Genomic DNA, 415 nt, shown 5'->3' on the forward strand with positions numbered 1-415 from the left:
CAGTACCTTATAAACAAATCATCATTGCCACTGGTGAAGGCGCGAAAGCATCACTGTCAGCGTTTGATTACATCATTCGTTCTGGACAGTAGTTCAATCATATTCTTTAAATAAGAAGTTCTTAGTTTTGTAGTTTACAGAGGTTGAAGATGCTAACACTTCAGCCTCTTTTTTTGTAATCATTAACTTGATCTATATTATTTACTAAATCAAATCTGTATTTTATTTGTAATTTTATTTCACAATAAATGGGTGTTTTGTGTAACAGGACCTGTTTATCGTGTCTGTTTTTTGTTTAAATATTAAGAAATTCTTTAGCCTTACTAAATTATAAAAGACAGATAATAACCATGCTTGCCAACATCTTTTCGGCATTGGAACAGCTCGGCCTAACCGCCCAAAACAGAGCCCTCCA

The 415-nt window shown here is 33.7% G+C and carries 1 pseudogene; it reads left to right on the top strand.

The annotated features are described in order from the left end of the window. A pseudogene (locus tag AC1M9M_RS14820) lies at window positions 1-92 on the top strand (FAD-dependent oxidoreductase); the annotation flags it as partial. Between the last annotated feature and the right edge of the window lie 323 nt (window positions 93-415).

This window comes from Acinetobacter sp. ANC_7503 (genome assembly GCF_056780035.1).